Source organism: Streptomyces sp. CB02366 (assembly GCF_001905905.1).
In the GTDB taxonomy this organism is placed as follows: Bacteria; Actinomycetota; Actinomycetes; order Streptomycetales; family Streptomycetaceae; genus Streptomyces.
Window position 1 is genome coordinate 103,445 of the sequence record NZ_LIVT01000010.1, and the last position, 24,659, is coordinate 128,103.

The 24,659-nt window shown below is 73.6% G+C and carries 22 protein-coding genes and 1 tRNA gene; 15 read left to right on the forward strand and 8 right to left on the reverse strand.

All coding sequences use genetic code 11. The features are described from left to right. Positions 1-35 precede the first annotated feature (35 nt). Positions 36-728, reverse strand: a complete 693-nt coding sequence (locus tag AMK24_RS24875) for a DUF461 domain-containing protein (protein ID WP_073771095.1) — start codon at positions 726-728, stop codon at positions 36-38. 732 nt (positions 729-1,460) lie between these two features. On the opposite strand from AMK24_RS24875, the gene AMK24_RS24885 reads away from it, so the two are divergent. From AMK24_RS24885 to AMK24_RS24935, 11 genes are all read left to right on the forward strand, one after another. Continuing rightward, entirely contained in the window at positions 1,461-1,943 is a 483-nt protein-coding gene (locus tag AMK24_RS24885; RefSeq protein ID WP_003953493.1) for a CarD family transcriptional regulator, read from the forward strand. 499 nt (positions 1,944-2,442) lie between these two features. Further along, the gene (gene ispD, locus AMK24_RS24890; RefSeq protein WP_073771097.1) at positions 2,443-3,210 is read left to right on the forward strand and encodes a 2-C-methyl-D-erythritol 4-phosphate cytidylyltransferase; all 768 of its coding nucleotides are present in this window, start codon (positions 2,443-2,445) and stop codon (positions 3,208-3,210) included. Continuing rightward, positions 3,200-3,715 carry a 2-C-methyl-D-erythritol 2,4-cyclodiphosphate synthase gene (gene ispF, locus AMK24_RS24895; protein ID WP_073771098.1) on the forward strand — a complete coding sequence of 172 codons (516 nt, stop codon included), beginning with the start codon at positions 3,200-3,202 and terminating at the stop codon, positions 3,713-3,715. The genes ispD and ispF overlap by 11 nt, the downstream gene beginning before the upstream one ends. A 161-nt stretch (positions 3,716-3,876) precedes the next feature. Then, positions 3,877-4,539, forward strand: a complete 663-nt coding sequence (locus AMK24_RS24900) for a GNAT family N-acetyltransferase (RefSeq protein WP_073771099.1) — start codon at positions 3,877-3,879, stop codon at positions 4,537-4,539. Positions 4,540-4,570: 31 nt separating this feature from the next. Next, the gene (locus AMK24_RS24905; RefSeq protein WP_073771100.1) at positions 4,571-6,094 is read left to right on the forward strand and encodes an ABC transporter substrate-binding protein; all 1,524 of its coding nucleotides are present in this window, start codon (positions 4,571-4,573) and stop codon (positions 6,092-6,094) included. A gap of 4 nt (positions 6,095-6,098) precedes the next feature. Continuing rightward, positions 6,099-7,829, forward strand: a complete 1,731-nt coding sequence (locus AMK24_RS24910) for an ABC transporter permease subunit (RefSeq protein ID WP_073771101.1) — start codon at positions 6,099-6,101, stop codon at positions 7,827-7,829. Positions 7,830-7,998: 169 nt separating this feature from the next. Beyond that, a complete protein-coding gene (locus AMK24_RS24915; protein WP_073771102.1) occupies positions 7,999-9,282 on the forward strand; it encodes an MDR family MFS transporter in 1,284 nt (427 codons plus the stop codon). A 90-nt stretch (positions 9,283-9,372) separates the two neighbouring features. Next, positions 9,373-9,777, forward strand: a complete 405-nt coding sequence (locus AMK24_RS24920) for a PPOX class F420-dependent oxidoreductase (RefSeq protein WP_073771103.1) — start codon at positions 9,373-9,375, stop codon at positions 9,775-9,777. 232 nt (positions 9,778-10,009) lie between these two features. Beyond that, positions 10,010-11,410, forward strand: coding sequence for a cysteine--tRNA ligase (gene cysS / locus AMK24_RS24925; protein ID WP_073771104.1), 1,401 nt, complete (start codon positions 10,010-10,012; stop codon positions 11,408-11,410). Between the two features lie 98 nt (positions 11,411-11,508). Beyond that, on the forward strand, positions 11,509-12,465 hold the full coding sequence (rlmB, locus tag AMK24_RS24930; protein WP_073771105.1) for a 23S rRNA (guanosine(2251)-2'-O)-methyltransferase RlmB: 957 nt from the start codon (positions 11,509-11,511) through the stop codon (positions 12,463-12,465). A 248-nt stretch (positions 12,466-12,713) separates the two neighbouring features. After that, entirely contained in the window at positions 12,714-14,354 is a 1,641-nt protein-coding gene (locus AMK24_RS24935; protein WP_242435241.1) for a DoxX family membrane protein, read from the forward strand. Positions 14,355-14,571: 217 nt separating this feature from the next. Here AMK24_RS24935 and AMK24_RS24940 read toward each other — a convergent pair whose 3' ends face one another. The 5 genes from AMK24_RS24940 to AMK24_RS24960 form a co-directional block, all read right to left on the reverse strand. Further along, on the reverse strand, positions 14,572-15,288 hold the full coding sequence (locus AMK24_RS24940; RefSeq protein ID WP_073771107.1) for a nucleotidyltransferase family protein: 717 nt from the start codon (positions 15,286-15,288) through the stop codon (positions 14,572-14,574). 135 nt (positions 15,289-15,423) lie between these two features. Next, a complete protein-coding gene (locus AMK24_RS24945) occupies positions 15,424-15,837 on the reverse strand; it encodes a hypothetical protein (RefSeq protein WP_073771108.1) in 414 nt (137 codons plus the stop codon). A 239-nt stretch (positions 15,838-16,076) separates the two neighbouring features. Beyond that, the gene (locus AMK24_RS24950; RefSeq protein WP_073771109.1) at positions 16,077-17,180 is read right to left on the reverse strand and encodes a calcium:proton antiporter; all 1,104 of its coding nucleotides are present in this window, start codon (positions 17,178-17,180) and stop codon (positions 16,077-16,079) included. Between the two features lie 289 nt (positions 17,181-17,469). Then, on the reverse strand, positions 17,470-18,606 hold the full coding sequence (locus tag AMK24_RS24955) for an ABC transporter ATP-binding protein (RefSeq protein ID WP_073771110.1): 1,137 nt from the start codon (positions 18,604-18,606) through the stop codon (positions 17,470-17,472). A 335-nt stretch (positions 18,607-18,941) separates the two neighbouring features. Beyond that, on the reverse strand, positions 18,942-20,348 hold the full coding sequence (locus AMK24_RS24960; protein WP_073771111.1) for an RNA-guided endonuclease InsQ/TnpB family protein: 1,407 nt from the start codon (positions 20,346-20,348) through the stop codon (positions 18,942-18,944). Between the two features lie 153 nt (positions 20,349-20,501). On the opposite strand from AMK24_RS24960, the gene AMK24_RS24965 reads away from it, so the two are divergent. Continuing rightward, a tRNA-Thr gene (locus AMK24_RS24965) sits at positions 20,502-20,575 on the forward strand. Between the two features lie 98 nt (positions 20,576-20,673). Here the strand turns inward: AMK24_RS24965 and AMK24_RS24970 are convergent. Beyond that, a complete protein-coding gene (locus AMK24_RS24970; RefSeq protein ID WP_242435242.1) occupies positions 20,674-21,771 on the reverse strand; it encodes a baeRF3 domain-containing protein in 1,098 nt (365 codons plus the stop codon). Between the two features lie 222 nt (positions 21,772-21,993). Between AMK24_RS24970 and AMK24_RS33995 the strand changes: the two genes are divergently transcribed. Beyond that, positions 21,994-22,170, forward strand: coding sequence for a hypothetical protein (locus AMK24_RS33995; RefSeq protein ID WP_158072173.1), 177 nt, complete (start codon positions 21,994-21,996; stop codon positions 22,168-22,170). Positions 22,171-22,375: 205 nt separating this feature from the next. Here the strand turns inward: AMK24_RS33995 and AMK24_RS24975 are convergent, their stop codons facing one another. Further along, on the reverse strand, positions 22,376-22,690 hold the full coding sequence (locus tag AMK24_RS24975; protein ID WP_073771167.1) for a hypothetical protein: 315 nt from the start codon (positions 22,688-22,690) through the stop codon (positions 22,376-22,378). A 434-nt stretch (positions 22,691-23,124) separates the two neighbouring features. Here AMK24_RS24975 and AMK24_RS24980 point away from each other — a divergent pair, with 434 nt between their 5' ends. After that, positions 23,125-23,643, forward strand: a complete 519-nt coding sequence (locus tag AMK24_RS24980) for a toxin-antitoxin system HicB family antitoxin (RefSeq protein WP_073771113.1) — start codon at positions 23,125-23,127, stop codon at positions 23,641-23,643. A gap of 117 nt (positions 23,644-23,760) precedes the next feature. Continuing rightward, a complete protein-coding gene (locus AMK24_RS24985) occupies positions 23,761-24,651 on the forward strand; it encodes a DUF4097 family beta strand repeat-containing protein (protein ID WP_073771114.1) in 891 nt (296 codons plus the stop codon). The last annotated feature ends 8 nt before the right edge of the window (positions 24,652-24,659 follow it).

Genomic DNA, 24,659 nt, shown 5'->3' on the forward strand with positions numbered 1-24,659 from the left:
ACCGTCCGCGCGGTCACGGGGCCGGAGCCGCCGCGTCAGTGGGCCGCGGGCACCGCCGCGTCGCCCGTGCCCTGCGCGGCGGCGTCGCCCTGGGCCCCCGCCTCGCCCTGGGCGCCCTCGGCGCCCGGAGCGGGGGTCTCCGCCTCGCCGGCGGCCTCGCCGGAGGCGGAGGACGACGGCTTCGGGCTCGGCTGCCGGGCGGGCGCCTCCGCCTTCGGGCTGGGACCGAAGTCCTTGAAGAAGCCCTCGGCGGGGAAGACGCTGGCCCCGAGGGCGACGTCCCCGGTCCGGCTCAGCTTGAAGACGACCTGCTGGACGTCGCCGTCGCGAGCGGCCTCGCCGCCGTTCTCGATCACGGCGGCGGCGTTGCCCTTGCCGCCGATGATGACCTGACCGCCGGCCGGGACCACGATCGGGCCCTTGCCCCCGGCGGCCTGGAGCTTCACCTCGGCGTTGCTGCCGGGCAGCGTGACGGCCTCCAGCACCTCGCGCTCGGAGCCCTCGTTGAACAGGGTCGCGACGACGGCGGCCGGGCCGTCCTCGCCGCCCTGGGGCTGCGTGATGACGTTGACGTTCTGGACCTTGATGCTGCCCACCGATGTGGCCGCGTTGTCCGGCCTGATCTTGAGCGTCTCGGCGTTGTTGCCCGCCGCGCAGGCGGACAGCGAGACGAACGAGAACGCGGTGGCGGTGGCGGCGAGAGCGCCGTGTCGAAGGCTGCGGCTCACGGCGGCGGCAACTCCTTGAACGATCGGACTGCGGGCTTCGGACGTCGGGCCCCGGGCGTGGTGTAAAGCCGCCCTAAGGGTGTGTCAGCGGCCTTAGGCTACCGAGCCGCCCCGCCCGGCCCGCACCCGACCCGCCCCTACGCGCCCCGCCTCTTCCCCGGCGGGGCCCGGCACGCCCCCCGCGGGGGCCGCCGGAGGCGTGCCGGGCGGCCCCGCGCCGGGGCCGGGCGCTCCGGCGGCCGGGTACGAGACGTCCGGCCGGCGGGGGGTGCGCGGCGTTCCACCGGCGGGGGCGACATGCGCCGTTCATCTATTCAGCGTGATCAATTCTTCCGCCCGCGCCTTCTGCCCGCGTCCCGGCTTCTTCGCCTTTCCGGCTTCGCGGCGGAAAGGAACCGGGTCGCATGTGGCTTGATCAATTTCATTGCGGCCGGACAGTTTCGTCCGTACGAGTGATCGATCCTCGAACGGAGCAGGGAAAGATCACAGTCGCGAAACCGGCAAAACGGGACTTTCGCCCTCTTCTGTGGGGCTTCCGGGCTGTGCGAGATGGACGTTTCGCCTCGGTCGCACACCGGCTCCGACCTGCGAATACCGCCCTCCGGAAGCCTTCCGCAGCACGTCCGTGTCGCTGTTGTCAAGCCCCGAGATATGCCCTGACCTGCGAAAACGCCATTCAGGAGATGCGATTCTCGTGTTACTCTGGATAGCCACGGAAGGGGTACCTGTCACATGACGTTCAAGGTTGGCGACACCGTGGTCTATCCCCATCACGGGGCCGCGCTGATCGAGGCTATCGAAACTCGCCAGATCAAAGGCGTGGACAAGACCTACTTGGTGCTCAAGGTCGCCCAGGGCGACTTGACGGTTCGTGTGCCGGCGGACAATGCGGAGTTCGTGGGCGTGCGCGACGTGGTCGGGCAGGACGGGCTGGACCGGGTCTTCGAGGTGCTGCGCGCACCGTATGCCGAAGAGCCGACGAACTGGTCCCGGCGTTACAAGGCGAATCTCGAGAAGCTCGCCTCCGGCGATGTCATCAAGGTCGCGGAAGTCGTGCGCGACCTGTGGCGTCGGGAGCGCGAGCGCGGTCTCTCCGCCGGAGAGAAGCGCATGCTCGCCAAGGCCCGCCAGATCCTGGTGAGCGAGCTGGCTCTCGCGGAGAACACGAACGAAGACAAGGCCGAGGCTCTGCTCGACGAGGTCCTCGCGTCCTGAAACCGGCTCACACCGGTCATATGAATGTGCCGCGGTGCCCGCTGACCAGTCTTTTTCCCACTGTGTCGTCGGGCGCTGCGGCATGTTCGTACCCCGCTGCACCACGGACGGCACCCCGCCGACGCGCTGCACGGCCACCCGGAGGGACGAGGTGTGCCACGGACCCTCGGACGCGCCGGAGCCGTCGCCCCGCCTCGGACCCGGGGGCGCGCACGGCCTCGGACGCACGGGTGCGCGGCGTCCCGAGCGCGGCTGCCGGTGGCCCCCGTGCCCGCGGTGCGGTCCGCGTGAAGCGGCGGCCGCCGGTGCGGGGCGGCCCCCGGTGTTCTGCGAGCCTTGCGCACGACCCGTCCCCGACCGGGTGTCACGGAAGGGGCCCGGTGCGAGGCGGGGCGTCACGCCCGGCTCGATGGGGCCCCTACCCATGTCGGTCGTGGCAACAAACCTGCCGGACCCCCCGCACCTTTCCCGACCTCTCGGACCCCTCGGAGTGCACCCGATGTCATCGACGCCACCCCCGACCGACCGGCCGCGCCCTCCCCGTACCGCCGCGGTGATCCCCGCGGCCGGACGGGGCGTACGGCTGGGGCCGGGCGCGCCCAAGGCCCTGCGCGTCCTGGGCGGCACGCCCATGCTGATCCACGCCGTGCGCGCCATGGCAGCCTCCCGCGCCGTCTCCCTCGTCGTGGTCGTCGCCCCGCCGGACGGTGCGGCCGAGGTGAAGCACCTCCTCGACGCCCACGCGCTGCCCGAACGCACCGACTACCTGGTGGTGCCGGGAGGCCGGACCCGTCAGGAGTCCGTGCGCCTGGGCGTCGAGGCGCTGCCCGACGACGTCTCCGTCGTCCTGGTCCACGACGCCGCCCGCCCGCTGGTGCCGGTCGACACGGTCGACGCCGTGGCCGCCGCCGTACGGGACGGGGCGCCCGCCGTCGTACCCGCGCTGCCCCTCGCGGACACCGTCAAGGAGGTGGAGCCCGCCGGGACGCCCGGGGAGCCGGAGCCGGTGCTCGCCACCCCCGTACGGGCCAGGCTGCGCGCGGTGCAGACGCCGCAGGGGTTCGAGCGGGCCACGCTGGAGCGGGCGCACGCCGAGGTCGCGCTCGACGGCGAGGGCGCCACGGACGACGCGGGCATGGTGGAGCGGCTCGGCGCCCCGGTGGTCGTCGTCCCCGGCCACGAGGAGGCGTTCAAGGTGACCCGGCCGCTCGATCTGGTGCTGGCCGAGGCGGTACTCGCCCGCAGGAGGGCCCACGATGGTTTCTGAGACCCCCGGCGCGGGGACCCCCGCGCCCGTCATCCCGCTCGTCGGCATCGGCACCGACATCCACGCCTTCGAGGAGGGCCGCGAGCTGTGGTGCGCGGGCCTCCGGTGGGAGGGCGAGGGCCCCGGCCTGGCCGGCCACTCGGACGCCGACGTCGTCGCGCACGCCGCCTGCAACGCGCTCTTCTCCGCCGCCGGCCTCGGCGACCTCGGGCAGCACTTCGGCACCGGCCGTCCCGAGTGGTCCGGGGCCGCGGGCGTGACCCTGCTCACCGAGGCGGCCCGGATCGTGCGCGCCGAGGGCTTCGAGATCGGGAACGTCGCCGTCCAGGTCGTCGGCCTCCGCCCGAAGATCGGCAAGCGGCGCGACGAGGCCCAGAAGGTGCTCTCGGCCGCCGTGGGCGCCCCGGTCTCGCTCTCCGCGGCGACCTCCGACGGCCTCGGCTTCACCGGCCGCGGCGAGGGCATCGCCGGTATCGCGACCGCCCTGGTCTACCGCGCGGGCTGACCCGGCCCCGATCCCGGCCCCGGCCCGGGTCCCGGCCCCGGCCGTCCGCCGGGACCGGCTCCGGCGGGCATCACCCCGGCCCACCCCGCCACCACCCCCTGCTCCTGCACATCACTTGCACGTACGCTGAAGGTGCAAGTGATGTGCGGCGTGAGGCGGGAGTGGTACCGGTGACCAGTGCGACCACGGTGATGACGGAGGCGGCGGACCGCCGGAGCCACGCCGGAACCGGCCCCGGCAGCTCCGGGACCGCCGCCGCCCCCGGAGCGCCCGAGTACGTCCTGCGCACCGCCACCGCCGACGACCTCGGCGGGGCGCGGGCCGTGATGCTCGACACCGTCTACCGCGACCTGAAGTCCGGTTACGTGCCCCACTGGCACGCCGACGTCATCGACCCCGAGGCCGCCTACCTGCGCCCGGAGCGCTGCACCCTTCTCGTCGTCGAGCACCGGGGCGAGATCGTCGCCACCGGGGCCGTGCGCGACCGGGGACCGCAGGCGCCGCCCAATCCGCGCCGGATCGCCGACCGCTTCCCCTCCGGCGCCACCGCGCAGCTCTGCCGGATCTACGTGCGCCCCGAGCACCGCCGGCACGGGCTGGCCCGGCGCATGGTGCGCGCGCTGGGGGAGTTCGCCGTACGGGCCGGGGGCTACGAGGCGCTGTACCTGCACACCGACCCCGCCGTCCCGGGCGCCGAGCCCTTCTGGCGTTCGCTGGCCCATGAGGTGTGCGACGAGCGGACCCTGCCCGGCGGCGGGCAGGGGATCATCCACTTCGAGCTGCCGATGCCGCTCCTCGGCGCGGAGGACACCCCCGCCCGTTAGATGACAATCGTTTTCATATAAGGTCGCTCCCATGTCCCAGACCCGCCGCCTCCGCCGCGCCGCGCTCCCCCTCGCCGCCGCCGCGCTCCTCGTCTCCACCGCCTGCACCTCCTCCGGGGACTCCGGCTCCGGGGGTGCGGGCGGAGACCGGCGGCTGAAGGTGGCCCTGGCCTTCCCGCCCGCCCAGGCCATGTCCCCCTACGGCGACGACGCCGTCACCCTGAGCCGCCTCGCCGTCGTCGAAGGGCTCACCCGGCTCGACCGGAACGGCGAGGCCAGGCCCGCGCTCGCCGCCTCCTGGAAGCGCGACGGCGACCGCGCCTGGGTGTTCACGGTCCGCGAGGGCGCGGTCTTCCACGACGGGACGAAGCTCGACGCCGCCGCCGCGGCCCGCTCCCTGACCGCGGCCCAGAAGGCGTCCCCGAAGCCCCGGGTGCTCTCCGACACCACCCTCACCGCGACGGCCGAGGGCGCGGACACCGTACGGATCACGACGAAGGACCCCGACCCGCTGCTGCCCCAGCGGCTCGCCAACCCCTCCCTGAGCATCCTGTCCGCCGCCGCGTACGGGGACGACGGCACGGTGGACCCCGCCGGCCACGCCACCGGCCCCTTCACCCTCGCGAAGGTCAACGGCGCGGTCAGCGCCACCCTGGAGCGCCACGACGCCTACTGGGGCGCCAAGGCGAAGGCCCCCGGCATCGACGTCAGGTTCGTCGCCGACGGCACCGCCCGCGCCAACGCGCTGCGGACGAAGGACGTCGACGTCGCCGAATACGTCCCCGTCTCCCAGGCGTCGCTGCTCGGAGACGGCCTGGTCCACGCGTTCCCCTCCGCCCGCACCAACGGCCTCTCCCTCAACACCGGGCGCGGCGTCTTCGCCGACCCGGCGATGCGCGCCGCCGCCCGCGAGGCCGTCGACTCCGCGGCCCTGGCCGACGGCGTCTACGAGGGCCGCGCCGACACCGCCCGGGGACTGCTCGGCCCCGGCGTCCCGTGGGCCTCGAAGCTGCGCACCGCACCCACCGGACGGACGAAGGCCGCCGCCCCCGCCGAGGTGGCGAAGACGCCTCGGATCGTGCTCGCCACCTACTCCAACCGGCCCGAACTGCCCGAGGCCGCCACCGTCGTCCAGCAGCAACTGGAGAAGCGCGGCTTCACCGTCAAGCAGGTCGTCCGCGACTACGCGCAGATGGAGGCCGACGCGCTGGCCGGGAAGTACGACGCGTTCATCCAGGCCCGCAACACCCTCCTGGACACCGCCGACCCGGTCTCCTACCTGGCCTCCGACTTCACCTGCGACGGCAGCTTCAACATCTCCCAGCTCTGCGCGCGGCCCGTCGACGCCGCCGTCGACAAGGCCGCCTCCCTCGCCGGCACCGACGCCCGCCACCGGGCCGAGATGGCCGCCGAGGCCGCGATCCTCGGCACCGACGCCCTCGTCCCCCTCGTCCACGAACGCTTCGTGCAGGGATACGACGAGACCCGCGTCCGGGGCGTGGCCCTCGACCCGATGGAACGCACCCTCATCACCGCCGACACCCGCGTCGGGTGACCGGGTGAAGTACCTCGCCGGCCGGCTCGGCGCCCTGCTCGCCGTCGTCGCGGTGCTCGGACTGCTGCCCTGGCTGACCCGGACCGACCCCGCCCGCACGATCCTGCACGCCCGGTACGCCGACCGGGCCCCGACCCCCGAGACGCTCGCCGCGATCCGCGCCGAGACCGGCCTCGACGGCGGCCCGCGGCAGGCCCTGGGCGACTGGCTCGGCGAGCTGCTCCGGGGCGACCCGGGGAGGTCCTGGGTCTCCGGGCAGCCCGTAGGGCCGGACGTCACGGCCGCCCTCGGCAACTCCCTGACCCTCATGGGCGCCTCCCTCGCCGTCGCCGTCCTCCTCGCCCTCGCGCTGAGCGCAGCCACCCTCCGGCGCGGGGCCATGCGCCGGATCGTCCGCACCCGCGCCGGAGTGGGCGCGGCGGTGCTCGCCGCGCTGCCGGAGTTCCTGCTCGCCGCCGTCCTCGCCACCGTGTTCGCCGTGCACCTCGGGTGGTTCCCGGCGCTCGGCTGGGGCGCCCCCGGCCAACTCGTCCTGCCCGCCCTCTCCATGGGCGTCCCCGCCGGGGCGCTGCTCGGCCGGCTCCTCGACGACGCCCTGCCCGGCGCGTTCGCCGAACCCTGGGCACGGGCCGCCGCCGCGAGCGGGATACCGGGGCGGACCGTCGCCCGGCACGCCCTGCGCCGGACGCTGCCGGGGCTGCTGCCCCAACTCGGCCTGGTCGTGGTCGGCCTGACCGGCGGCGCGGTCGCCGTCGAGACGCTGTACGCGATCCCCGGCCTCGGCGGCACGGCGCTGGCCGCCGCCCTCGCCCAGGACCTGCCCGTCCTCCGGGCGGCCGTCCTCGTGCTGCTGCTCCTCGGGATCGCCGCCGGACTGCTGGCCCGCCTCGCCGCCCGCCTCCTGCTCGGCCCCGCCCTCACCGAGGGCGCCCTGCCCGCCCTCACCGCGCCCCGGCTGCCCGTCCGCCGCACGCTCGCCGCGGCCGCGCTCGTCCTCGGCGGCCTGCTGATCGCGGTCACCGTCGCGGGCCTCCTGCGCGACCCGCTCCACGTCGACACGGCCGCCCGGCTGGCCGGACCCTCCGCCGCGCACCCCCTGGGCACCGACGGCCTCGGCCGCGACGTCCTCGCCCGGCTCGGCCACGGGGCCGCCCGCACCGCGCTGGCCGCCGTCGCGGTCGGAGCCGTCACCCTGGTGCTCGGGCTGCTCCTGGGAGCGTTGCGCGCCGGGGCGCTCACCGAGACCGCGAACGCGCTCCCCGCCGTCCTCGCCGGACTCGTCGTCGCGGGCGTCGCCGGGCCCGGGCCCTGGGGCGCGGCCGCCGCCGTGGCCGCCGTCGCCTGGGCCCCGCTCGCCGCGCACACCGCCGCCCTGTACGCCCAGGAGAAAGCCGCCCCGCACCTCGCCGCCGCCGTCGCCCTCGGCGCGGGCCGGGCCCACCTGCTGCGCCGCCACGTGCTGCCCGGCGTCCTCCCGCCCGTCGCCCGGCACGCCCTCCTGCGCATCCCGGCCGTCGCCCTCGCCCTGGCCTCCCTCGGCTTCCTCGGCCTCGGCACACAGCCGCCCGCCCCGGAGTGGGGCCGGATGCTGTCGGAGAACATGCCGTACGCGGAACGCGCCCCCTGGGCCGTTCTCGCCCCCGCCGCCGCGCTCGCCGTCCTCGGCGCGCTGGCCGTCCTCACCTCGGCGGCGGTACGCGGGCGCACCCCGGCGGGCCTGAAGGGCGCCCGATGAACGCGCCCGCGCCGCTCCCCGTACGGACACACCCCCGCTCCGCGCCGGTACGCACGCCCCCCACCGCCTTCGTACGCACGCTCTCCACCACCTCCGTACGCACACCGGCGCGCGCGCCCGCGCCGGCCCTCGTCGCCGCGCACGCCCCCGCCCGGGGAGAGGGCGCCCCATGACCCCGCCCCTGCGCGCCCCCGCCGAGGAAGCCCGCCGACGGCCCCGGCCCACCCGTGAGTCCACCCCTTACCTGCGGCTCCTCACCGCCACCCAGTTCGCCTTCAACCTCGGCTTCTACGCCGTCCTGCCCTACCTGGCCGCCCACCTCGGCAACGGCCTCGGCATGGCGGGCTGGCTCGTCGGACTCGTCCTCGGGCTGCGCACCTTCAGCCAGCAGGGCCTCTTCGTGGTCGGCGGCGCGCTCACCGACCGGTACGGACCGCGCCCCGTCGTGCTGGCGGGCTGCGCCCTGCGGATCGCCGGGTTCGGGTGGCTCGCCCTCGCCGGCTCCACGGCCACCGTCATCGCCGCCGTCCTCCTCATCGGCTTCGCCGCCGCGCTGTTCTCCCCGGCCGTGGAGTCCGAGGCCGCCCGCGAGGCCGTCCGGCACGAACACGGCGCCGGCGCCCCGCGCGCCCACGTCCTGGCCCTGTTCTCCGCCGCCGGGCAGGCCGGGGCGTTCCTCGGACCGCTGCTCGGCTCCCTGCTCCTACTGCTCGGCGGCGGCTTCCGGGCCGCCTGCCTCGCCGGCGCCCTCGTCTTCACCTGCGTCCTGGCCGGCCACGCCCTCCTGATGCCGCGGACGGTCCCCGGCGCCGCCCCCCGCACGGACCGGCCGGAGCCGCCGGCCTGGCGGGCGGTGTTCGCCAACCGGGCGTTCCTGCTGCTCTGCGTCGCCTACAGCAGCTACCTCGTCGCGTACAACCAGCTCTACCTCTCGCTGCCCGCCGAGGTGGAACGGGCCACCGGTTCGCAGGCCGCGCTCGGCTGGCTCTTCGCCCTGTCCTCGCTGCTCGTCGTCGCCCTCCAGTGGCCGCTGACCCGCTGGTCCGCCCGCCGCCTCGCCCCGCGCACCGCGCTGGCCACCGGCCTCGCGGCGGTCGCCACCGGATTCGCCGCCGTGCCGCTCACGCCCGCGGGCCCCGGCGGCCTGCTGCCCGCCGCCGCGTTCGTCGTCCTGCTGACCCTGGGCCAGATGCTGCTGGTCCCCGCCGCCCGCGGCCTGGTCCCGGACCTGGTCGAGGACCGCAGGCTCGGGCTCGCCACCGGCGCGCTGTCCTCCGTGTCCGGGTTCGCCGTCCTCGGGGGCAGCGCGGCGACCGGCGCCCTGCTCGACGCGCCCGCGCCCGTGCGGTGGGCGGTGCTCGCGACGGTCCCGCTGGCCGGGGCGGCCCTGGCGTTCACCCTTCCGGCGGGATGCGGCCGAAAGGAACCGGGAGCGCGCGCGGTCCCCGGGTAGGAGCAGTACGGGACGCCGGGACGCCAGGACCGGTCCGGCAGGACCCGGCCCCCGTACCGACCGAACCCCAGCGCACAGGAGGACGCCCGCATGACCGCCGCACTCTCCCCCGAACTCAAGAACCTGCTCGACACCCCCGTCTTCGTCAACATCGCCACCATCCAGCCCGACGGCAGCCCCCAGGTCTCCCCGGTCTGGGTCAAGCGCGACGGCGACGACCTCCTGATCTCCACCACCGTCGGCCGCCGCAAGGAGAAGAACCTCCGCCGCGACCCGCGCGTCACCGTGCTCCTCCAGCCCTTCGACGCCCCCTACAGCTACGCCGAGATCCGCGGCGAGGCGACGCTGACGACCGAGGGCGGGCAGGAGCTGATCGACGAGCTGTCGGTGAAGTACACCGGCAAGCCGTACGCGGAGTTCAACCCGGACTCCGCCCAGGACGCCCCGCGCGTGGTCGTCCGGATCTCCCCGCGCAAGGTGGTCGGCCGGATCTGAGGCCCGCCGGGAGAGACCGGGCAGGAGCGGGGCGGGGCGGGGCGGGGCGGGAAGCGGCCGGACCGTGACCGCCGGAGCCCCGGGAGAATGCTCTTCCGGAGCCCTCCCGGCCCGCCCCGGAGCCCTCCCGGACCGCCCCGGAGCCCTCCCGGACCGCCCCGGTGCCAGAAAGTTGTCCCCGCGATCCGCCAAGGGTCGCGGGGCACTGGTGTCGGCCTACTACCCTTGAGGGGTGACTATTCGCCTGCACGACACCAACGCCCGGCAGATCCGTGACTTCGTCCCGCTCACCGCGGGCTGTGTCTCGATCTACCTCTGCGGCGCCACGGTCCAGGCGGCTCCGCACATCGGCCACATCCGGTCGGGCCTGAACTTCGACATCATGCGCCGCTGGTTCGCGTACCGCGGCTACGACGTCACGTTCATCCGGAACGTCACCGACATCGACGACAAGATCATCGCGAAGTCCGCCGAGCAGGGCCGTCCGTGGTGGTCGATCGGCTACGAGAACGAGCGCGCGTTCAACGACGGCTACGACGCGCTCGGCTGCCTGCCGCCCACCTACGAGCCCCGCGCCACCGGCCACGTCCCCGAGATGATCGAGATGATGCGCGGCCTGATCGAGAGCGGCCACGCCTACGAGGCCGACGGCAACGTCTACTTCGACGTGCGCTCGCTCCCGAGCTACCTGGAGCTGTCCAACCAGGAGCTGGACGATCTGCGCCAGCCCTCCGGCGAGGGCGAGACCGGCAAGCGCGACCCGCGCGACTTCGCCATGTGGAAGGCGGCCAAGCCGGGCGAACCCAGCTGGGAGACCCCGTGGGGCCGCGGCCGGCCCGGCTGGCACCTGGAGTGCTCCGCGATGGCCCACAAGTACCTGGGCTCCGCGTTCGACATCCACGGCGGCGGCCTCGACCTGGTCTTCCCGCACCACGAGAACGAGATCGCCCAGGCCAAGGCGTACGGCGACGAGTTCGCCCACTACTGGGTGCACAACGCCTGGGTCACCATGTCCGGCGAGAAGATGTCGAAGTCGCTCGGCAACTCGGTCCTCGTCAGCGAGATGGTCAAGCACTGGCGCCCGATCGTCCTGCGCTACTACCTGGGCACCCCGCACTACCGGTCGATGATCGAGTACAGCGAGGAGGCCCTGCGCGAGGCCGAGTCCGCGTTCGCCCGCATCGAGGGCTTCGTCCAGCGCGTCACCGAGAAGGTGGGGGAGACCGTTCCCCCCGCCGCCGAGGTGCCGCCCGCCTTCGCCGAGGCGATGGACGAGGACCTGGGCGTCCCGCAGGCGCTGGCGATCATCCACACCACCGTCCGCCAGGGCAACAGCGCGCTGGCCGCCGACGACAAGGAAGCCGCCGCCGCCCGCCTCGCCGAGGTCCGGGCCATGCTCGGCGTCCTCGGCCTGGACCCGCTCGACCCGCACTGGGCGGGCGAGACCGACCGGGGCGAGGACCTGCACGGCGTCGTCGACACCCTGGTGCGCCTCGTCCTCGACCAGCGGCAGTCGGCCCGCGAACGCAAGGACTGGGCCGCCGCCGACGCCATCCGCGACCAGCTCAACCAGTCCGGCCTCGTCATCGAGGACAGCCCCAGCGGCCCCCGCTGGACGCTGGGACCGCGCTGAGCACCGTCGCCCAGCAGCGCAGATGTGCCGCCCGGCGATCCGGGCGGCACACTTTCCCTATACGTACGCACGTCTGAAAGCAACGAAACAGGTAGATCATGGCCGGGAACAGCCAGCGCAGGAACCGCCGCACGTCCAACAAGAAGGGCATGCAGGTCGGCAGCGGTGGCCAGCGACGCCGTGGTCTCGAAGGCAAGGGACCGACGCCGCCCGCCTCCGCCCGCAAGGGACACAAGAAGAACCGGGTCGCCAACGCCCAGGCCAAGCAGGCCGCGGCCCGCCGCCCCGCGCCCCGGCGCGGCGGCGTGAAGGGCACCTCGGAGATGGTCGTCGGCCGCAACCCGGTCTACGAGGCCCTGCGCGACGGCGTGCCCGCCGTGACGCTGTACGTCCAGCAGTTCATCGACAACGACGAGCGCGTCCGCGACGTGCTCAAGCTCGCGGGCGAGCGCGGCAACATCAACCTGATGGAGGCCCCCCGCCCCGAGCTGGACCGGATGACGAACGGCCTGAACCACCAGGGCCTCGTCCTCCAGGTCCCGCCGTACGAGTACGCGCACCCGGACGACCTGCTCGCCGCCGCGGCCGACAGCCACGAGGACCCGCTGATCGTCGCCCTCGACGGGGTGACCGACCCGCGCAACCTCGGCGCGATCGTCCGCTCGGTCTCCGCGTTCGGCGGCCACGGCGTCGTCGTGCCCGAGCGCCGGGCGGCCGGCATGACCGCCGGGGCGTGGAAGTCCTCGGCCGGTACGGCGGCCCGCACCCCCGTCTCCCGGGTCACCAACCTCACCCGCGCGCTGGAGGGCTACCAGAAGGCGGGCCTCACGGTCGTCGGCCTGGCCGCCGACGGCGAGCACACGGTGGAGGACCTGGAGGCGCTGGACGGTCCGGTCGTCATCGTCATCGGCAGCGAGGGCAAGGGGCTCGGCCGGCTCGTCGGCGAGACCTGCGACTACCGGGTGCGGATCTCGATGCCGGGCGGCGCGGAGTCGCTCAACGCCGGCGTCGCGGCGGGCATCGTGCTGTACGAGGTGGCCCGCCGCCGCGCCTGACCGGCCTGGTCCGGCCGCCCGGCGTCCTCCGTCCGGGGCGGCCGGGCGCAGCCGTACGCCTCCGTCCGGGGCCCTCGCTCCACCTCCGCGGGACGGCCCCGGACGCCCGGTGGAGACGCCGTTCACCGGAGTTGACGCGCGAGAGCCGAACACCCATCCAGGATGCCCGAGTTTGGCCTGATCTTGACGGGTCTCGGACAGATTCCGTGCGGTCAAGGCAGTGTCCTAAACACACATCACTCGGTTAGATGAGTGTGGACACCAGAACGCCTCGGTTCGACGAGCAACCCGCCCTGAGCATGACCAAGGTGGACAGCGACCCCGCGCAGGTCATCGTCAACCACGCCAGCTTCCGGGTGCAGCTCGCCCCGGGCCAGCGCGCACGGCTGCGCGGTGCCCCCGCGGAGACGGCCCGCATCCCCGCCATGAGCGGCGCCGGCGGCCGCCGCCGGGCGCCGGTCGTCTGGAGCGGGAAGTCCGCTCCCGGCGACCCCGGCGCCACGGGCCTCCTCCAGGCCGTGCGCAACTCCACCGCCGGACACCTCGACGCCGGACTCGGCGGGTCGTCCGGAGGCGGTCACGGAGCGGGCGCGACGCAGGTCATCCCGCTCCTGGAGGAGACGCAGCCCACCCCCGTACTGACCGCCCCCCGCCCCCCGGAGCGCACCGGCCCCCTGCTGCCGCCCATGCGGCAGGCCGTCGGCGCGTACGACGACCCGGCCGACGGCCACGCGGGATCCGGGGGCGGCTACGACGAGGACGCCGACCCGGACTCCGCCGAAGCGGCAGAGGCCCGGCACGCGCCGGGCGACCCCGTCCGGCACGCCTACTACCCCGGCCGCCGGATGAACCTGGGCGTCGTCCTGCTCCCCATGCGGGTCCTCCTCGGCTTCATCTCCATCTACGACGGCATGGGCAAACTGTGCGACCCCGTCTACTTCGACGGCGGCGAGCGCGGTTCGATGGTGAAGTGGCTGACCTCCCTGCACCCGTGGGCGGTGGCCGAACCGCTGCGCGACTCCGCGCTCTCCCACCCGGTCGGCGCGGGACTCACCGTCGCCTTCCTCCAGGTCGTGGTCGGCGTGCTCACCGTCCTCGGACTCTGGCAGCGGGTCGCCGCCGCGTTCGGCGCGCTGCTCTCGGCCGCGCTGCTGCTCACCGTCAGCTGGCGCTCGGTCCCGGTGTACGACGCCCCCGACATCATCCTGCTGGCCGCCTGGAGCCCGCTGATCATCGCGGGCGCCCCGGTCTACTCCCTGGACGGCCGGCTGGCCGGAGAGGCATGGCGCACGCTCGGCCCGCGCTCGGCCCTCTGGGACCTGCGCCGCCGGGTCCTGCGGCGCGGCACCGTCATCGCCACGGTCGTCGTCGGCCTCACGCTGCTCATCGGCTCCATCCTCGGCGGCGCGGTCCGCTCCACCGAGGTCGTCACCGTCCCCGACCGCAACGACAACCCCACCAACCGCCTCCCCGGCATTCCACTGCCCGAGGAGTCCACGGGCGAGCGCGAGGCGTCCCGTACACCGCGACAGCCGGAGAAACCGCGGCCCACCCCCTCCGGGGCCGCGAGCACGCCCACCGCCGGACAGACCGGCCCCGGCGCCGCCCGCGAGACCGGGGGCGGCCAGAGCACCGGCTCGGACGGCACCCGGCCCAGCCAGACCCAGGGCACGGGCCAGGCGCCCCCGCAGCAGTCCACCCCGCAGGAGCCCCCGCCCGCCACCAGCGCCGGCCCCACCTCCGCGGGCTCCACCGGCGGCGACGGCTCCTCCGGCGGCAGCACCGGCGGCGGCGAACCGGAGCCCACCGGCGGCTCGACCTCCTCCGGCGGCGAGGGTTCGACCTCGGGCGGAGGCGGCCGGAACCCCATCGGCGGCCTCCTCGGCTGACCCGTACGACGCCCGTACGACCGCGACGGCACGAAGGGGCGGCCCCCACCCGGACGGAAGAACCGGGTGGGGGCCGCCCCTTCACGCGCGACGCCGGAGGCGCGGGCCGCGGTGCGAAGGCGCGGGCCGCGGTGTGCGGTGCGAAGGCGGGGACCAGGGCTTGCGGAGGCGGGGGCCGGGGCCCGCGGGCGCGGGGGCCGGGGTGGGCGGGCGCGGGTCAGCCGTTGTGGGAGCCGAGTTCGCGGGCCGCCTCGGTGAGGTCCTTCGCGGTGTCGATGGCCCGCCAGTACGCCCCGTGCGGCAACGGATAGCCGGCCAACAGCCGCTCGCGGGCGAGCCGGGGGAACGTGGTCCGCTCGTGATCGCCCCGGTCCGGCAGCAGCTTCGTGAAGGCGGGCGAGAACACGTACACCCCCGCGTTGATCAGATACGGGGAGGGCGGCGACTCGATGAAGTCCGTGATGTGCCCGAACGCGTCCGTCTCCACCGCACCCCAGGGGATGCGGGGCCGGGCGAGGGCGAGGGTGGCGGCGGCGTCGCGCTCCGTGTGGAAGGCGGCCATCTCCCGCAGGGAGAAGCGGGTCCAGATGTCGCCGTTGGTGGCGTACCAGGGCTGCTCCGGATCGGGCAGCCGGCTCGCCGCGTACTTCAACCCGCCGCCGCGCCCCAGCGGTTCGGGCTCCACGACGGTGGTGACCCGCAGCGGCAGCGCGGCCGACTCCAGCCATTCCTGGAGCACCTCGGCGAGGTGCCCGCAGGAGACCACGGCGTCGGTGACGCCTTCGGCGGCCAGCCAGGACAGCTGATGGCCGATGATCGGCGTCCCGGTGCCGGGGATCTCGACCATCGGCTTGGGGCGGTCGTCGGTGTACGGCCGCAGCCGCGACCCCTGGCCACCGGCAAGGATCACGGCCTGCGTCGGATACGTATGCATGCCAGGCACGATAGGCGGTGGCCGGCGCTGCACGGGCGGTACCCGGTGGGGAAGGCGGCGCTCGACGCGGCCGTCTCCCCGGCTGGGCCGACGCGACCGGCTTCCGGGCTCAGCCGACGCGACCGGCTTCCGGGCTCAGCTGAACTGCGCGACGCCGGAGGCGAAGGAGGTGTCGCAGACGGGGCGGGAGAAGCGGTGGGCCCGGGTCGGGCCGTACTGCTCGACGGCCGCCTTGCCGAGCGCCCTCGCGATCGACATGCAGTGGCGGGCGAGCGAGGGACGCTGCTCCACGGCGCGCTGGAGGCCCGTGAGCGCGGCGCCCGGGTCCTTCTCCTGGAGCTCCACGAGCAGCTTCTCGCGCAGGACGTCCTGCGGCGCGTGCGGCTTCGCGGGCTTGGACACGGTCTCCGAGGAGGCGGCGAGCAGCTGGGAGTCGTTGTCCGTCGCGGCCCACGGAACGGTGGTGACCGCCAGAGTCCCGGACAGAACCATGACGACGGGCAGGACGAGAGCGAGGGATCGGCCGATGCGGCGCGCGGTGTGGGTCACGCAGCGAGCGTAGCGGCCGGTGATGACTCGATGACAATTCGTCACTCTCGTGGGGGATGGTTCGACGCGTCCTTTCGAATACGAGGTTGACGAAGCGGGGTGAAATGCGGAGTGTGCCGGGGTTTTTGGCCCGTACGCCGCCGAAACCCGAACCACCGTGCTCTCCTCACCCCTCCCCGCTCCGTCGTTGCCGTGATCATGAACCGGTCCTCTTGCTCCCGTGCTCTGCCGACGGGGCGTCAGGGGCTGATCGAGAGAAAGACGAAGGACGCGAAGAGGGTCAGGTGCAGACCGCCCTGGAGCAGCGTGGCGCGGCCGGTGACGACCGTGAGGACGCTGACGACCACGGTGAGGGCCAGCATCACCATGTGTGTCGCGCCGAGGCCGAGCAGCAGCGGGCCCTCCATCCAGATCGACGCCACCGCGATGGCGGGGATGGTGAGGCCGATGCTCGCGATGGCGGAACCGTGGGCGAGGTTGAGGCTGATCTGGGTGCGGTCCTGGCGGGCGGAGCGGGACGCGGCCAGGGTCTCGGGCAGCAGCACGAGCAGCGCGATGATCACACCGACGAAGGCCGGCGGCAGTCCCGCGGCGTCGACGCCCGACTCGATGACGGGCGAGAGGCCCTTGGTGTTGCCGACCACCGCGACGAGCGCGACGAGCAGCAGACCGAGACTGAGGAAGGTCTCGCGATTGCTCGGCGGGTGGGCGTGGTCCTCCTCGTCGAGCACCTCGCCGTCCCGGGTGACGGGCAGGAAGTACTCGCGGTGCCTGATCGTCTGCATGGCCACGAACAGCAGATACACCGCCAGGGAGACGACGGCCGCGAAGGCGAGCTGCGCACCGGTGAACTCCGGGCCCGGGGCGCCGGTGGTGAAGGTCGGCAGAACCAGGCTGAGCGTGGCGAGCGTCGTCACCGTCGCCACGGCGGCGACGGTGCCCTCCGTGCTGAACGGCGCGATACCGCCCTTCCACGCGCCGACGAACAGGGAGAGACCCACGATGCCGTTACAGGTGATCATCACGGCGGCGAAGACGGTGTCGCGGGCGAGCGAGGAGGTCTTGGCCCCGCCGTCAGCCATCAAGGTGACGATCAGGGCGACCTCGATGATGGTCACGGCGACGGCGAGCACCAGGGAGCCGAAGGGCTCACCGACCCGGTGCGCGACCACTTCCGCGTGGTGCACGGCGGAGAGGACCGCTCCGGCGAGACAGAGCGCGACGAGCGCTACCACCACCCCGGGTATCTCGCGCCCCCAGGTGAAGGCGAGTACCACCAGGGCGAGCACGGGCACGGCTATGGTGCCGATATTGGTGAGGGGACCGGGTTTCGTCGTAGCCATGCCCCCACGCTCTCAGCACCGAGAGCAAAGTCCGAGTAAAATGACGCCGCTCGCCGAAGCCGTGATCATTCCCACACTGCTCGATGCGGCGTATGCTCCGCCCTCGCCGTTCCGGACGGGGCGTGGCGCAGCCGTCGCCCGGAAAGCCCCCGGGCGCGGGCGCGGGACCATGGTGATGACGCAGCCGGCGTCGGCCCTCGGCCGCCGCCCACCGGGTTCCAACGACATCGGCCCCGCGCCCCCGGGGTGTGGCCGGGGAGGCGGGGCCGTGCGCAGGGCGGGAGGCGCGTCAGTTGGCGAGGCGCTCGCCGGTGGAGGTCGCGAAGACGTGCAGCTCGTCCGGGCGCGGGACGACGTGCAGCTCGGTGCCCTTCTCCGGGACGGCACGGCCGCCGACGCGGACGACCAGGTCCTTGTGCTCGCCGCCGACCCGCGTGGAGCCGTAGACGAAGCCGTCGGCGCCCAGCTCCTCGACGACGTTGACGGAGACGGCGAGACCGGCCGGCTCGTCCGAGGAGCCCTTGGTCAGCGTCTTCGCGGCGGCGCCGCCGTGCTCGACGATGTCGAAGTGCTCGGGGCGGATGCCGACGGTGACGGTGGTGTCACCGCGGTTCGCGGCGGCGGTGAGGGCCTCGCGGGAAACCGGGACAACGCTGTTGCCGAACTTCACGCCGCCGTCGGTGATCGGGACCTCGACGAGGTTCATCGCGGGGGAGCCGATGAAGCCGGCGACGAAGAGGTTGGCGGGGCGGTCGTACATGTTGCGCGGCGAGTCCACCTGCTGGAGCAGCCCGTCCTTCAGCACCGCGACCCGGTCGCCCATGGTGAGGGCCTCGACCTGGTCGTGGGTGACGTACACGGTGGTGATGCCGAGGCGGCGCTGCAGCGAGGCGATCTGCGTACGGGTGGAGACGCGGAGCTTGGCGTCGAGGTTCGACAGCGGCTCGTCCATGAGGAACACCTGCGGCTCGCGCACGATGGCGCGGCCCATCGCCACACGCTGGCGCTGACCGCCGGAGAGCGCCTTCGGCTTGCGGTCCAGGTACTCGGTGAGGTCGAGCATCTTGGCGGCCTCTTCGACCTTCGCCCGGATCTCGGTCTTGTTCACACCGGCGATCTTGAGCGCGAAGCCCATGTTGTCCGCGACGGTCATGTGCGGGTAGAGCGCGTAGTTCTGGAACACCATGGCGATGTCCCGGTCCTTCGGCGGCAGGTGCGTGACGTCGCGGTCGCCGATGCGGATCGCGCCGCCGTTGACGTCCTCCAGACCCGCGAGCATGCGCAGGGAGGTCGACTTGCCGCAACCGGAGGGGCCGACGAGGACGAGGAACTCGCCGTCGGCGATGTCGATCTCGAGCTGGTCCACAGCCGGCTTCGTGGAGCCGGGGTAGACGCGGGACGCCTTGTCGAACGTGACGCTGGCCATGATGAATCTTCTCCTCAACCGGCAGGAACGTGCCGGACGATCCGAGTAGGGAGTGGTCTGGTCCACAGACGCGGACCTGCCGTGACGCTACCTGGCGTTCCTGCGCCCTGTCAGTACCTCTCGGGTCACGAAAATCGCTTTCGTGCACCGGGGGACGCCAGAGCAACGCACTTTTGACCTGCCCCCGTGCAAGAGGGGACTTCCTGCTTCGGCACCCGCCGCCGACCGGACGTCGCCCTGAAGGCCACGCCCTGCCGGTCTCACACGGACTCCACAGGCATCACGGCCGACGGCCCGTCGGTCCGGCACGCCCTTCTCGCCTCTTCCTGAGCCGACTACCTCGCCCGCTCCACGTCCGGCACTTCGGATGCCCTGATCATCGAGGGCATGGCCCTTCCCGGTGGCAGCGACGAGGCCACCCGTTCGTACAGCCGCATGCCCTCGTCCCGCAGATTCCGTGCCGCGTTCACGTCCCGGTCGTGCGCCTCACCGCACCCACCGCACGACCAGCCGCGCACTGCCAGATCCAGTTTCGGCCCGGTTGCCCCGCATGCTGAGCAACGCCGTGTCGAGGGGAAGAAGCGGTCGACGACGACCAGCGTCCGCCCGTACCACGCGCACTTGTACCGCAGCTGCCGGAGCAACTCGCCCCAGGAAGCATCGAGGATCGCCCGGTTCAGCCCCGTTTTCCGTCGGCGCCCCCTCCCCCGAGGCGACCGTAAGAGAGAGGCGACGGCCAGATCCTCCACCACGAGCACTTGGTTCTCGCGCACGAGGCGGGTGGTGAGCTGGTCCAGCGCGTTCCTGCGAACGTCACCGATGAGGGCGTACAACCGGGCGATCTCCTGCCGCGCCTTGTCCCTGTTCCTCGACCCTCTCTCCTTGCGGTGCAAACTCCGCTGCAGATCCGCGAGCTTTGCCCCGTACTTCTCGAGGAGCCGGGGGCGGCCCGCCTTCTCCCCGTCGTCCAGCGTGACCAGCGCCGCCAGCCCGAGGTCCAGACCGACCGCCTTCGGCCCACCACCGTCCCGCAGAAACACGGGCGGCAGCGGCTCGATCCATTCCTCCACCAGCACCGAGACGAAGAAGCGCCCCGCCCGGTCCCGGCTCACGGTCAGTTTCACCGGCCGGGCGCCCGCCGGGAGCGGCCGGGACCAGCGGACAGGCAGGGGCCCGGACTGCTTGGCCAACGCGATCAGCCCCGTACCGGGCCGCTCCGGGTCCTCCACCCAGCGGAAGCCCGTACGGACATAGGTCGCGGAGTCACGGCAGCGGCTCTTCTTCTTGCGTCTCGGATGGCCGGCCATTCCCGTGAAGAACCGCCCGAACGCGGCGTCGAGATGGCGAAGCGCCTGCTGGAGAACGGTCGAGGACACCTCCTGCAGCCACCGTGTCTCCTCGGCGTTCCGCCAGCCCGTGAGCGCCCGGCAGGACTCCGCGAACCCGAGCGGCACCCGGTGCTCACGCCAAGCCTTGTCCCTCAGTGCGAGGCCCTCGTTGTAGGCCCAGCGGCAGGCGCCGAAGGTCTTGAGCAGCTGCGCCGTCTGGGCGGGGGACGGGTAGCAGCGGTAGCGGTACACGCGCTGTCGGGTACCGGCTTCCGGCGCTCGCCGCCGCATCGGCCCGGCCGCCCGTTGCCGATGCTCGATCCGGGTGGGAACGCCCCGTGCTTCGCGCTTGACGCGCTCGGCCTCCGCGCCGGTGGCGTGGACGGCTTCGCCCTTCCCCGCAGCCTTGGCCACGACCCCTCCCCCTGTCCGATATCCGGATGGCACTGCAGTGCGTTCAACGAACAGGCGAGTGAGTGGTTACGGCCGTCCGATATGCCTGTCCGTGGGGGAGTGCGGCTGTGTAGAGTTGTGGGGTCTCGGCGCATGTCTGTGGCGTGCGCCGGTGCCTCCTTAGCTCAGCTGGCCAGAGCTCCGATCTTGTAAGTCGGATGTCGTCGGTTCGAATCCGACAGGGGGCTCAGCGAGAAGCCCGGGTCGGATGTCGTCCGATCCGGGCTTCTGTCGTCGCCGTGGACGTGGCGGCATCGGCGGGAGCCGGCCGCGCCGGGGGCGGGTCTCAGTACCGCAGCAGCGCGGCCACGCCGCCGGAGTCGGGGAGGGTGCCGTCCGGGACGAACAGCACGTCCGATTCCGCCGCTACGGCGCCGTCCACCAGGCGTTCCACGATGTCGGTGGCGACACCGGGCGGGGACGGGCGGACGTCGGGGTCCGGGTTCGGCAGGGTCACGGGTTCGGGGACCTGGACGGTCTCCAGTTCGCGGCCCTCGCCGACGATGCGGCCGGCGAGCACCAGCGACTCCTCCAGGACCAGCCGCCGCACCCGGCGGTCCGCGACCGCGGTCCACACCTGTTCCGGGCCGTCCGCGACCCTGTCCTGCCCGCGTGCCTCATCGAGCTCCGACACCGCTTCGGCGGTCTGCCGGGCGTGGAAGTCGTCGAGGGCCGGCCGCAGCCGCTCCGCCAGGTCCTGCGGCGATTCGCTGCCCATGCCGGCCAGCGCGAGCGTCCCGGCGACCTGCCTGCCGTGGGCGGTGAGGCCCTCGAACGCGGGGAGGACCTTGGTGCCCCCGATGACGAACAGCGGCAGGGGGCCGTGCGCGTCGAGGTATCCGCCGAGGTGCCCGTCGACCGTCTTCAGGTACTGCTCCACCCGCTCCTCGTGCCCCCGGTACGGGGCCGCGTTCGGGATCGGCCCCGGGATCGCGTCCTCGGGCGACGGGATCTGCGGCGCGGCGGGGAAACCGTGCTCGGTCACCTCGGTCAGCCTCCGCACCGAACCCCGGTAGAGCCGGGACGTCTCCTGGTCCAGGACGAGCACCAGGTACGGCCGGGACCGCTGCTCGGCGTCCACCAGGTACCGCGTGAGGAACTCCTCGGCGAACTCCACCCGCGGCCGGACTTCCTGCGGCGACGTCACGCGCCACACCTGCACCGGCTCGTTCGCCGCCACGTACACCACCATGGCGTCGCCTTCGGGCGACGGATCGGCGGCCCGCTCGATCGCGTCGGGGTCCAGCAGGCGGTCCCTCAGTTGCAGCCGCGCCTCCCTCTCGACGTCCGGATCGTCGGCCAGACGGCGCTTGGCCTCCGTCACCAGGTCGCGCAGCAGGATGCGGTCCTTGTCGTTGAACCGGTAGTCCGGGTCGGTCGGCATGACCAGGGTGATCGCCGGGTACGACCGAGGCTTTCCCAGTTCTGCACGGATGTGGGAAGTCAGTTCAGAGATATGCACGTGGTGAGCATCACATCGATTCCGCGGGGTCGCAGCGCGAGCGTCCGCCGGTCGCCGCTCCACGGGCTCCGCAGTACGGTGATGGGGAACGTTGACTTCCGAACGCCAGGGTCCTGGACGCGATGCACGCGAGGAGGCCGGCTCATGGGAAAGAAGCAACCGGCGAAAGGCCACCACGGGCTGGGAGCCCGGGGGCAGGGGAAGCTCGTGTACTTCCACGGGCAGGTTCCCGAGGCCGCGAAACAGCCCAAGGAGCAGCGGACCGGCACGGGCGGGCCGCCTCCCGAGCGCCGCCGGAACGGCGGACGCCGGGTCGGGTGAAGCACCCCGGGGGCCGAGGACCGGGAAGGTCCGGAACTGTCCCCGGGAGACCCGCACCCGTCCGCCCGTACGGTTCCCGCTCTGCTTCTGCGGACTTCGGCAGCTCTCTCGCGGGAGCGGGAGAGCGGGTGCGGTCGCCGTCGGTCCCGCCCCGGTCCTCACCGGGGCGGGACCTTCGTTTCGGCCGTTCGGGGGAGCCGCCGCTTCATCCGGCGGTGCCGGGCGGAGGCAGGGGGGACCGGGCTCCGATGGCCAGTTCCACCTCCTCCTGCTGGAGCGTGAACCCCTTGACGACCCAGGCGTTTTCGGCGAGGGGCGTCCCGGCCGCCGTGGTGTGGGCGGCGACGGTGAGGGTCGTGGCGTCGCCGGTGCGGAGCTCGGCTGCGGCGGCCGTGCCGTCGGAGAACCGCAGGTAGACGTCGAGGGGCTCCGGGGCGGCGGCGAACGCCTCCGGGTGGGGCAGGCCCTGGAGGCGGCAGCGGGCGCCCGGGAACAGATGGGTGTGGGAGCAGAGGGCCAGGCAGGAGGCCGGGGGGTCTTCGGCCGGACGGCCGGCCTCGGGGTCCTGCGGGTTCGGGGGGTCCTGCGGCGGGGGCGTGGGGGGCACGGGGGCTCCGGTGGGTGTCGGGGCACGGGGCCGTGCGGGGCCCGGTGCGCGGGGTGCTCGTCCTCCGTCTGTACCTCGTGCGTACGGCGATGGCGGGCGCGCCACGCGGGCGGCGTGCGCGTGGGCGCGGGTGAGGGTGCCGCAGCGTACGGAGTGCCCCCCGGTGGCACGCCTGGGTGCCATGTGGTGCCACATGGCGCTCGGGTGGTGCCATGGTGGGGTGCCCGGGGAGTTCTGGTGGTGCCATGAGGGTGAGGTGGGTGGTGAATCCGCAGGTCAGAGGTGGTTTCAAGGAAACTGTGCCAACATGGCTCGACGTGGTGCCATTCTTGTGCCATAGTTGAGCCATGGACCTCACCCCCTACGTCGACAACCTCCGGCGGGAACTCGCCGCCGCGGCGGAAGCCAGCGGAGACGAAGCCCGCGCCCTGGCCGAGCGGCTCAGCGTTCCCCTGGAATCCGCCGCCCGGCTGACCCTGCTCAACGTGCTCTCCGCCGCCATGGGAGACGTCACCCGGGAGCTGGCCCCCGGCTCGGTGGACGTGCGGCTGCGCGGACTCGACCCCGAGTTCGTGGTGACGCCGCCGCCCGCGCCGGAGCCGGTGGCCGAGGTGCGGGAGCCGGCCCCGGCCCCCGCCGTGGCCGCGCCTCCGGCCGGGGACGCCGACGACGGGACCATGGTGCGGATCAACCTCCGCCTCCCGGCCCACCTCAAGGGCCGGGCCGAGGGGGCGGCGGCGGCCGAGGGCCTGTCGGTCAACGCCTGGCTGGTGCGGGCCGTCTCCCTCGCCCTCGACGGCGGCGAGCGGCCGAGCGCGCCGCGCCGGGGCAGGAGTTCCGGCGGCTTCACCGGCTGGGTCCGCTAGAGCCCGCCGCCCCGAGGGCCCGGACCCTCTCCGCACCACCTTCACCGGCTGATCGTCCGATCCGGCCGACGCAACCGAGCACTCATCAACGCACCGAGTCACGAGGACGGGACGACCATGCCTTCTTTCGCCACCCCTGCGCCGATCTCCGCCGTCGTCGAGCTGGACGCCGGCACCGCCCGCATCACCGCCGGCAAGCGCGTCGACACGATCGTGGAGGTGCTGCCGGCCGACGGGGCCGACAAGGACGACGTACGCGCCGTGCAGCAGACCGAGGTCTCCTGCTCGGACGGACGCCTCACCGTCAGAACCCCGAAGAAGCGGTCCCTGTTCGGCAGGCCGGGCTCCGTCGTGGTGAGCATCGAGCTGCCGGCCGGGTCCGACGTGCGGGGCGCCTCCGCCCTGGGCGGCTTCACCTGCGAAGGGCCGCTCGGGGACGTGCGGCTCAAGACCTCGCTGGGCGACCTCCGGGTGGACGAGGCGGCCCGCGCCGAACTCGCCACCGACCACGGGGACATCCGGCTGGACCGCTCCACCGGGGACGCCGAGATCACCGGCTCCGGCCGGGTGGAGATCGGTGCGGTCGCCGGGTCGGTCGTCGTCAAGAACGGCAACGGCGCGACCGGGATCGACGAGGTCTTCGGAGAGCTGAAGGCCAACGCGGCCAACGGCGACATCTCCGTGGGCATCGTCCACGGCAGCACCGTGGCCAAGGCCGCCAACGGCCGGATCGAGATCGGCGCCGCCCACGCCGGGGTGGAGGCGACCACCTCCAACGGGCGCATCCGCGTCGGTGACGTGATCCGCGGGCGCGTCGCCCTCCGCACCTCCGTCGGGGACGTCGAGGTCGGCATCCACGAGGGCACGGCGGCCTGGCTCGACCTGGAGCCCAAGTACGGCACCGTCCGCAACGGCCTCGGTGCCGCCGCCGGTCCCGAGGGCTCCGACGAGACCGCCGAGGTGCACGCCCGGACCGGGGCGGGCGACATCGTCATCCGCCGCGCCTGACCCCCGGG

Bases quoted from the DNA above. Each gene is read 5' to 3' on its own strand.
- AMK24_RS24885 (WP_003953493.1), top strand. From the start codon at position 1,461: ATGACGTTCAAGGTTGGCGACACCGTGGTCTATCCCCATCACGGGGCC.
- ispD (WP_073771097.1), top strand. From the start codon at position 2,443: ATGTCATCGACGCCACCCCCGACCGACCGGCCGCGCCCTCCCCGTACC.
- ispF (WP_073771098.1), top strand. From the start codon at position 3,200: ATGGTTTCTGAGACCCCCGGCGCGGGGACCCCCGCGCCCGTCATCCCG.
- AMK24_RS24905 (WP_073771100.1), top strand. From the start codon at position 4,571: ATGTCCCAGACCCGCCGCCTCCGCCGCGCCGCGCTCCCCCTCGCCGCC.
- AMK24_RS24915 (WP_073771102.1), top strand. From the start codon at position 7,999: ATGACCCCGCCCCTGCGCGCCCCCGCCGAGGAAGCCCGCCGACGGCCC.
- AMK24_RS24920 (WP_073771103.1), top strand. From the start codon at position 9,373: ATGACCGCCGCACTCTCCCCCGAACTCAAGAACCTGCTCGACACCCCC.
- rlmB (WP_073771105.1), top strand. From the start codon at position 11,509: ATGGCCGGGAACAGCCAGCGCAGGAACCGCCGCACGTCCAACAAGAAG.
- AMK24_RS24935 (WP_242435241.1), top strand. From the start codon at position 12,714: ATGAGTGTGGACACCAGAACGCCTCGGTTCGACGAGCAACCCGCCCTG.
- AMK24_RS24940 (WP_073771107.1), bottom strand. From the start codon at position 15,288: ATGCATACGTATCCGACGCAGGCCGTGATCCTTGCCGGTGGCCAGGGG.
- AMK24_RS24950 (WP_073771109.1), bottom strand. From the start codon at position 17,180: ATGGCTACGACGAAACCCGGTCCCCTCACCAATATCGGCACCATAGCC.
- AMK24_RS24955 (WP_073771110.1), bottom strand. From the start codon at position 18,606: ATGGCCAGCGTCACGTTCGACAAGGCGTCCCGCGTCTACCCCGGCTCC.
- AMK24_RS24970 (WP_242435242.1), bottom strand. From the start codon at position 21,771: ATGCCGACCGACCCGGACTACCGGTTCAACGACAAGGACCGCATCCTG.
- AMK24_RS33995 (WP_158072173.1), top strand. From the start codon at position 21,994: ATGGGAAAGAAGCAACCGGCGAAAGGCCACCACGGGCTGGGAGCCCGG.
- AMK24_RS24980 (WP_073771113.1), top strand. From the start codon at position 23,125: ATGGACCTCACCCCCTACGTCGACAACCTCCGGCGGGAACTCGCCGCC.
- AMK24_RS24985 (WP_073771114.1), top strand. From the start codon at position 23,761: ATGCCTTCTTTCGCCACCCCTGCGCCGATCTCCGCCGTCGTCGAGCTG.